Source organism: Massilia sp. CT11-108, from assembly GCF_047302915.1.
GTDB lineage: Bacteria > Pseudomonadota > Gammaproteobacteria > Burkholderiales > Burkholderiaceae_D > Telluria > Telluria orientalis.
The window spans coordinates 1-8,256 of the sequence record NZ_JBKYMO010000251.1 but is presented as its reverse complement, the minus strand read 5'-3'; the positions used below and the strand labels follow the sequence as shown (position 1 = coordinate 8,256).

The window sequence follows — 8,256 nt, the reverse complement described above, 5'->3', positions numbered from 1 at the left end:
CCGCCGCACGCGGACAGAAAAGCCTCCCCCGCTCCCTCCTGTACGCAGCAATCCGGCGATCGGATTCAAACTACCTACGAAGCCGTTGTCAGCGACTTCACCAGCTTCACGCGCTTGATCTCGCCCACGATGAACACATAGCTGAAGATCGCGACGGCGGCGTTGGCGCCGACATACACGAGCGCCCCCGCGAACGAGCCGGTGCCCTGCAGGATGTAGCCGATGACGATGGGCGTCGTGATGCCGGCGATGTTGCCGAAGGTGTTGAACAGCGCGCCGGACAGGCCGCCCGCTTCCTTCGGCGACGTGTCCGCGACGACGGCCCAGCCCAGCGCGCCGACGCCCTTGCCGAAGAAGGCCAGCGCCATCACGGCGACGACGACGGCGTCGGTGTCGATGTAGTTACAGGCGATCATGCTCATCGACAGCAGCATGCCGCACACGATCGGCACCTTGCGCGACATCGACAGCGAGAAGCCGGCCTTCGCGAGGCGGTCCGAGATCGTCCCGCCCACGACGCCGCCGAGGAAGCCGGCGATGGCGGGTAGCGATGCGACGAAGCCCGCCTTCAGGATCGTCATGTGGCGCTCCTGCACGAGGTAGACGGGGAACCACGTGAGGAAGAAGTACGTCAGCGTGTTGATGCAGTACTGGCCGATGTACACGCCCAGCAGCATGCGATTGGACAGCAGCTCCTTGACGCAGGCGAGCGTGTCGACCGCGGGCGCCTGCGATGCGCGTTTGCCGCCATCCAGGTCGACGAGCGCCCCGCCCTCCTCGATGTATTTCAGTTCGCCGGCGCTGACGGACGGGTGGTCCTTCGGGCCGTGGATGACCTTCAGCCAGACGAAGGCCAGCGCGATCCCGAGGCCGCCCATCACGATGAACACGCTCTCCCAGCCGAACGCGTGGACGAGCCAGCCCATGATCGGCGCGAACAGCACGGTCGCGAAATACTGCGCGGAGTTGAACAGCGCGGACGCGAGCCCTCGCTCGTGCGTGGGGAACCACGCCGACGTGATGCGGCTGTTGCCGGGGAACGAAGGCGCCTCGGCCGCGCCGACGAGGAAACGCAGCACGAACAGCGTGCCAACGGCGGCGGCGCCGGTGAGGAAGCCGACGCCGCCCGTCAGCAGCGTGAACAGCGACCAGAGAAAAATGCTGAAGAAATAGGTGATCTTCGAGCCGAAGCGGTCGAGCAGCCAGCCGCCGGGCAGCTGCGCCGCCACGTACGACCATGCGAACGCGGAAAAGACGAAGCCCATCTCGACGGGCGACAGGCCCAGGGCCTTGCGGATTTCCGGACCCGCGATCGAGATCGACGCGCGGTCGGCGTAGTTGACCGTCGTGACGATGAACAGGATGGCGAGTATGCCCCAGCGCGTGCGCGACGCGAGTTTGGTGGTTGCGGCCGGTATGGCGGCGGTCGTTGTGTGCTCCATGGTCCCTCCAGAGATTGGTGTGGCCGCCGGACTCAGAACGTCTGGCGGATGCCCAGGTTGAAGCCGGTGTTGCCCGTACCCGGCTCCGTGTTGTTGGCGACCGTGTAGCCGGCGCCGTTCTTGTTATGGATATGTGCGTACGCGGCGTACAGGCCCGTGCGCCTGGACAGCGCGTACAGGTAACCGATGCCCCACTCGCGGGCGTCCTGGTCGAAGTGCGTGCGGTCGTCCTTGTGCTGCGTGGAGAACATCAGCGTGCCCGGCCCGACGGGAGCGGAGAACCCGAGCAGGATCTCGCGGCCGTCCGTCGACGGCGTCGGTTTCACCCCGCCGTACGGGTTGTTCGCGTTGCCCAGGGTGGCGCTGTCATAACCCTTGTCGACTTCGAATGCGCCATACAGCTTGATCCATTTGAGGTCGTAGTTGGCACCGAGGAGCACGTTGCGGCCCAGGTCGTGGTTCACGCCCGCCGCCGCCACGTCCGTGTTCTTGCTGTTGTAGGCGAGGCGCACGCGCAGGGCGCCACGGGCCAGGTCGAGCGCACCGCCGAACTGGCGACCGGCCGACAATTCGGTCTGCTCGCCGGCGCTGTACGCGAGTTCCGCGTGCACGCCGTTCACCTTGGGCGACGTGTACGTGATCGTGTTGCTGGTGCGGACATTGGTGCCGTTGTCGGGGAAGAGGTTCTTCGCCGTGCCCGCGTAGCCCGTGCCGAACGGATCGGCGACGGACGTCAGCGTGAGGTGGTAAGGCGTGTACTGGCGGCCGAAGGCGATCGCGCCCGCCTTCGTTTTCATGCCCACGAACGCCTGGCGGTTGAAGATCGTGTTCGCGGCATCGAGCTCGCCCGTATCGATCTTCGCACCCGTCTCCAGAGTGAAGAACGCGGACATGCCGTTGCCCAGGTCCTCCGTGCCGCGGAAGCCGATGCGCGATGCGGACGCGGCGCCGCTCGTGATCTTCGTCCGGTGACCGGCGGCGCTGCCGTTCTCGCCGACGAACGCCGCGTCGGCGATGCCGTAGATCGTGACATTCGTCTGGGCGTGCGCGCCCGCGCCCGCGGCCAGGCCGAGGGCGATGCATACTGCTGTCTTCAAGATGTCTCCTTGCTGTTCTCTAGCTTGTGCGGTCGCGCGTGCGGTCAGGTCACGGGCGCCGGATTGAAGAGCGTGAGCGCGTTATGGAGCTTCCAGTGCTCGGCCCACGTCTTCTTGCGGCCGCTCGCCACGTCGAGCAGGAAGTGGAACAACTCCCAGCCGACGTCCGCGATCGTGGAGTCTCCCGTCGCGATGCGGCCGGCGTTGATGTCCATGAGGTCGTGCCAGCGGCGTGCCAGGTCGTCGCGCGTGGCGACTTTCACGACCGGCACGGCGGCCAGGCCATAAGGCGTGCCGCGGCCGGTCGTGAACACGTGCATGTTCATGCCGGCGGCCAGCTGCAGGGTGCCGCAGATGAAATCGCTGGCCGGCGTGGCCGCGTAGATCAGGCCTTTCTGCTGGAGCTTGTCGCCCGGCGCCAGCACGCCCGCGATCGGCGCCGTGCCGGACTTGATGATGGACCCCATCGCCTTTTCCGTGATGTTGGCGAGGCCGCCCTTCTTGTTGCCCGGCGTCGTGTTCGCGCTGCGGTCCACGCCGCCCCGCTTCAGGTACTCGTCGTACCACGCCATCTCGCGGATCATCGCGTGCGCGACGTCGTCGTCGGCGGCGCGCGCCGTCAGCTGGTCGATGCCGTCGCGAACTTCCGTCGTTTCGGAAAACATGACGGCGGCGCCCGCCCGCACGAGCAGGTCGCTCGCGAAGCCGACGGCCGGATTCGCGGTCACGCCGGAGAACGCGTCGCTGCCGCCGCACTGCACGCCGACGACGAGTTCTGACGCCGGCACCGTCTCGCGCCGGCGCTCGTTCAGTACCGCCAGATGCTTCTCGGCCGTGCGCATGATGGAGTCGATCATGTCGCCGAAGCCCACGTGCGCGGCATCCTGCAGGCACACGGTATCCAGCTCTTGTTTCGGCGTCTGGATCGGGATCGAACCCTGCGGGAACATACGCGCCGGCTGCAGCTTCTCGCAGCCCAGGCTCACGAGCATCACGCGGCCGCCGAAGTTCGGGTTCTTCGCGATGTTGCGCAGCGTCCGGATCGGGATCTCGGCGCCGGGCGCGTCGATGGCGACGCCGCAGCCGTACGTGTGCTCGATGGCGACGACGTCGTCCACGTGCGGGTACTGGGGCAGCAGCTCCTTCCTGATGCGGTCGACCGCGAACGCGACGACACCCGACACGCACTGCACCGTCTCGCTGATGGCGAGGATGTTGCGCGTGCCGACCGAGCCGTCCGGATTGCGGAAGCCTTCGAACGTATAGCCTTCCAGCGGCGGCAACGGTACGCGGTCGCGGACGGGCTTCGGCAGGTCGTCCAGGCCGCGCGCGGCCGGCATGCCGACCAGCGATTCCTCGATCCACGTGCCGCGGGCGATCGGTTGCAGCGCATGGCCGATCGTCACGTCGTAGCGGACGATGGGTGCGCCCTGGGCGATGTCGACGAGCGCCACCTTGTGCCCTTCCGGCACGCGGGTGGCCAGGGTCAGCCCGTCCGGGAAGATAGTGCCTTCCGGCAGGCCGCCGGCGTTGACGACGATGGCGACGTTGTCGTTCTCGTGCATGCGGATGGTGCGGGGGATAGTCATCAGCGTCTCCATGATTGCGCAATCATTTAACAGCAAAGCACAACAAGCACGCACTTTGCGCAAAAATGACACCGCAATCATTCTTGTCTTAAAAATAGGGCCGGTAGTTCGGCCGAGGTGTTTGGTATGATACCGCAATCATCTTCGAACGCAAGCGTTTTGTGATCGGATGTCGTACAAGTGATAAAGAACACAACAACATGATGGATCCCGCAGACGACACGCTCCCCACCAACGGAGACCGCCCGAAAAGCATCACGCTGAAGGACGTCGCGCGACTGGCGGGCCTCTCTCCCATCACGGTATCGCGCGCGCTGCACAACCCCAAGCTCGTCAAGCCGGACACGATCGCGCGCGTGAAAGAAGCCGCGGCCGCGATGGGCTATATCCCGAACATGCTGGCCGGCAGCCTGACGACGAAGCGCAGCCAGCTCATCGCCGCCATCGTGCCGCAGTTGTCGAACTCGATGTTCGCGGAGACGGTGCAGGGTCTCAACGACGAGTTGTCGGCGCACGGCTACCAGTTGCTGCTGTCGGTGTCGAACTATTCGCGCCAAAAGGAAGAAGACCTGCTGACGGCGATCCTGTCGCGCCAGCCCGACGGCATCGTCCTCACCGGCATCCATCATCACCCCGGCGTGCGCAAGAAACTGCTGGCGACCGGCGTGCCCGTCGTGGAAGCGTGGGACCTGACGCCCTCCCCCATCGACATCGCCATCGGCTTTTCGCAGGAACGGGTTGGCGAAAAGGTCGCGCAATACCTTTTAAGTAAAGGCTACAGGCGTTTCGCATCGATCTGCGCGCGCGACGAGCGCGCCAACCGGCGGCGCCTGGCGCTGGAGGCGGAACTGAAACAGCACGGCGTGGTGCCCATCGCCACGCACATGGCCACCCCGCCGACCGTGATGAATCTCGGCCGCGAAGGCCTGCGCGCGATCCTGGCCGAGGGCCACCAGCCCGACGTCGTCGTGTGCAGCTCCGACGTGCTGGCCCATGGCGCCCTCATCGAGGCGCAGGCGCAAGGCATCGCCGTGCCCGGATCGCTCGGCATCATGGGCTTCGGCGACTTCGACTTCGCCGCGTACACCCATCCTCCCATCTCGTCCGTCCACGTCGACAAGCGCGCGATCGGCGTGCGGGCGGCGCGGGCGCTCATCGCCAAGATCGAAGGCGACGCGCTGGCGGACAACGTGGTCGACGTGGGCTTCCAGCTCGTCGAACGGGCGACGACGCGCACCGCCGGCTGACCGGCGCCGAAACAACGATATCGCAAATTATTCTTGCGACGTCGCGGGCTTAGTTATACGATGTCTGACAAGTTAAACCCACCGCCCTGGAGCGCAAATGAATCCGCAAGAACTCAAGCAAGTGATGTCGTCCGGCCTGCTGTCCTTCCCCATCACCGACTTCGATGCCGAAGGCAACTTCCGCAAGAACACCTATATCGAACGCCTGGAATGGCTCGCCCCGTACGGCGCCACCGCCCTGTTCGCGGCCGGCGGCACCGGCGAATTCTTCTCGCTGACGCACGACGAATACTCGCAGGTGATCAAGACCGCGGTCGACACGTGCGCCGGCAAGGTGCCGATCCTCGCCGGCGTCGGCGGCCCGACCCGCGCCGCGATCGCGTTCGCGCAGGAAGCTGAGCGCCTGGGCGCGAAAGGCGTGCTGCTGCTGCCGCACTACCTGACGGAAGCGAGCCAGGACGGCCTCGTCGCGCACGTGGAAGAAGTCTGCAAATCGGTGAACATCGGCGTCGTCGTGTACAACCGCGCGCAATGCCGCCTGACCGCGGACTCGCTGGAACAGCTGGCCGACCGCTGCCCGAACCTGATCGGCTTCAAGGACGGCATCGGCGACATCGAACTGATGGTCTCGATCTGGCGCCGCATGGGCGACCGTTTCAGCTACCTGGGCGGCCTGCCGACCGCGGAAGTGTATGCGGCAGCTTACAAGGCGCTAGGCGTGCCCGTGTACTCGTCGGCCGTCTTCAACTTCATGCCGCAACTGGCGATGGATTTCTATCACGCGATCGCGCAGGACGACCACGCGACGACGAACCGCCTGCTGGACGAATTCTTCCTGCCCTACCTGGCGATCCGCAACCGCAAGGCCGGCTACGCCGTGTCGATCGTGAAGGCGGGCGCCCGCCTCGTCGGCCACGACGGCGGTCCGGTGCGCGCGCCGCTGACCGATTTGACGGAAGAAGAACACGCCATGCTCGATCAACTGATCAAGAAGCAGAACGTGCGCTGATCACCAGAAGGTCGCCGGCGTCCCCGTGATGACGACGTCGGCGATGCGGCAGTTGGCGCCCGCCAGGCGCAGCCGCAAGCGCCGTCCCGTGACGGCGCGCACCGGCACGTCGAACGTGTCGGCCGCCGCCGGCACGTCGGCCAGCACCTGCCACACGCCGCCCGTATCCTGCGCTTCCGCCGTCACGCCGCAGCGCCCGCCCGGCGCGAACCGCACCGCCAGCCGGCGGTAATTCACGATGCGCTCGGGGTCGATGGCGAACCACGGCGCCGCGTCGTCCGCCGCCGGTGCCCACCATGTGGCGGCGTCGCCGTCGTTGACCAGCGACGATGCGTGCTCGGCCGCGCTCGAACTGGCCTGCGTCGGATTCTTCAGGCCGAACGCCTGCTCTCCCCCCACCGCCATCTTGCGTTGCACGTACGGCCGGTCGGCCGCCAGCGGCGTCACGCCGTCCACGAAGGCCGGACCGTCCACCGTCTCCACCGTCAGCACGCCGTCGGCGAGGCCGGGCGACGTCGCGCGGATCCGTGTCGTGCCGCGCTGCCAGCTGCGCATGGCGATGGCGGCCTGGCCGTCGCGGATCGGGATGTCGCCGTCCGGCGTGAACGCGATGCTGCGTCCCGTCGGCAGCTCGCCCGGCCCCGCTTCCAGCGCCAACTTCACGGGCGGGCTGTTGGACAGCGCCCTGCCGGCCGCATCCAACACCGTCACGACCAGTTGCACGTCGTCCGTGCCGTCCGCGTGGCGGATGACGGGACTGCTGGCCGTCACCCGTAGGGCGGCCGGCTGGCCCGGCTGCGGCCACGCCGGCGGCGAGATGCCGCGGTAGGCATTACGGTACCAGTACCAGCTGCGCTTCGGCAGCCGCGCATAATCGACGAGGCCCATCGAGCCGAACTTGCCCGCGATCGAGCCGTGGTCGAACCCGGCCCATACGGCTTCGCCCGCGCGCCACGGGAAGCGCCACGACGCCGGCTCGCCCGCCTTCGCGCCCGGCGTGCGTTCGATGTCGCCCCAGCCCGGGGCGTATTCGCCCGGCCGGTCCGAGATGGTCGAGCCGTACTCCGCGACGAAGTTGGCGATGCCGGGATTCGGGAACAGCACGGCGCCGTCGCCGTTGTAGCCGGCGATGTCGCCGATGCGGTCCATGTCTCCCCGCTGCGCGCCGTCGACGGCCGCGGGCCGCGTGGGATCGAGCCTGTGCGACAGCGCCACCTCGTCCGCCAGCAGCTTGCGCACGGCCGGCAGGGTCTCCTTGTCGGTGAAGAAGACCTCGTTGTCCATGCCCCACGCGACGACGGACGGATGGTTGCGGTTGATGCGGATGAGTTCCGCCAGCTGCTGCTTGACGCTGTCCTCGAACGCGGCCTGGTGTTCGGCTTCGGGCGGATAGGCGGACCGGCTCCACGGACTCCTCATGCCGGCCGTGCCCCAGAACGGCGCCTCCGGCAGGAACAGCATGCCGATCCGATCGGTCGCTTCGGCGAAATGCGGGTCGTGCGGATAGTGCGAGCCGCGGATGAAATCGAAACCGGCGTCCTTCATCAGCTGCACGTCGCGGTCGATGGCGGCATTCGTCACGGCGTCGCCCCATCCGGCCTGGTCCTGGTGCACGTTGGCGCCGCGGAAGTAGCGGTGCTCGCCGTTGAGAAAAAAGCCCTGGTCGGCCGTCCACTTGATGGTGCGGAAGCCGAACGGCGTCTCGAAGCGGTCGCGCTGGCGCCCCGCCACGTCGAGCGTCGTGACGGCGCGGTACAGCGTGGGCGTCTCGGGACTCCACAGCTCGAGGCCCGACAGCCGCGCGGACTCCTGCGCGACGTCCAGCGTCTGCCCCGGCGGCACGCGGACGGCCGCGTCGGGCAGCACGGCGAC

The 8,256-nt window shown here is 67.2% G+C and carries 6 protein-coding genes; 2 read left to right on the top strand and 4 right to left on the bottom strand.

Translation table 11 applies throughout. The features are described from left to right. Positions 1-74: 74 nt before the first annotated feature. From ACEN88_RS19070 to garD, 3 genes are read right to left on the bottom strand one after another with little or no spacing between them, the layout of a single operon-like run. Positions 75-1,442, bottom strand: coding sequence for an MFS transporter (locus ACEN88_RS19070; protein ID WP_413342033.1), 1,368 nt, complete (start codon positions 1,440-1,442; stop codon positions 75-77). Positions 1,443-1,474: 32 nt separating this feature from the next. Beyond that, positions 1,475-2,539 carry a porin gene (locus ACEN88_RS19065; RefSeq protein ID WP_413342032.1) on the bottom strand — a complete coding sequence of 355 codons (1,065 nt, stop codon included), beginning with the start codon at positions 2,537-2,539 and terminating at the stop codon, positions 1,475-1,477. A 44-nt stretch (positions 2,540-2,583) separates the two neighbouring features. After that, a complete protein-coding gene (gene garD, locus ACEN88_RS19060) occupies positions 2,584-4,128 on the bottom strand; it encodes a galactarate dehydratase (RefSeq protein ID WP_413342030.1) in 1,545 nt (514 codons plus the stop codon). 200 nt (positions 4,129-4,328) lie between these two features. On the opposite strand from garD, the gene ACEN88_RS19055 reads away from it, so the two are divergent. Together ACEN88_RS19055 and kdgD are read left to right on the top strand one after the other, a co-directional pair. After that, complete coding sequence (locus tag ACEN88_RS19055) at positions 4,329-5,375, top strand: LacI family DNA-binding transcriptional regulator (RefSeq protein WP_413342029.1); 1,047 nt, start codon at positions 4,329-4,331, stop codon at positions 5,373-5,375. Positions 5,376-5,472: 97 nt separating this feature from the next. After that, positions 5,473-6,384, top strand: a complete 912-nt coding sequence (kdgD, locus tag ACEN88_RS19050; RefSeq protein ID WP_413342027.1) for a 5-dehydro-4-deoxyglucarate dehydratase — start codon at positions 5,473-5,475, stop codon at positions 6,382-6,384. Here the strand turns inward: kdgD and ACEN88_RS19045 are convergent. Next, positions 6,385-8,256 (bottom strand): glycoside hydrolase family 2 TIM barrel-domain containing protein (locus ACEN88_RS19045; protein ID WP_413342025.1); only part of this gene is annotated, 1,872 nt, incomplete at its 5' end.

What these genes read in the sequence shown, in the direction of transcription:
- ACEN88_RS19070 (WP_413342033.1), bottom strand. Translation starts at nt 1,442, where the DNA reads ATGGAGCACACAACGACCGCCGCCATACCGGCCGCAACCACCAAACTC.
- garD (WP_413342030.1), bottom strand. Translation starts at nt 4,128, where the DNA reads ATGACTATCCCCCGCACCATCCGCATGCACGAGAACGACAACGTCGCC.
- ACEN88_RS19055 (WP_413342029.1), top strand. Translation starts at nt 4,329, where the DNA reads ATGATGGATCCCGCAGACGACACGCTCCCCACCAACGGAGACCGCCCG.
- kdgD (WP_413342027.1), top strand. Translation starts at nt 5,473, where the DNA reads ATGAATCCGCAAGAACTCAAGCAAGTGATGTCGTCCGGCCTGCTGTCC.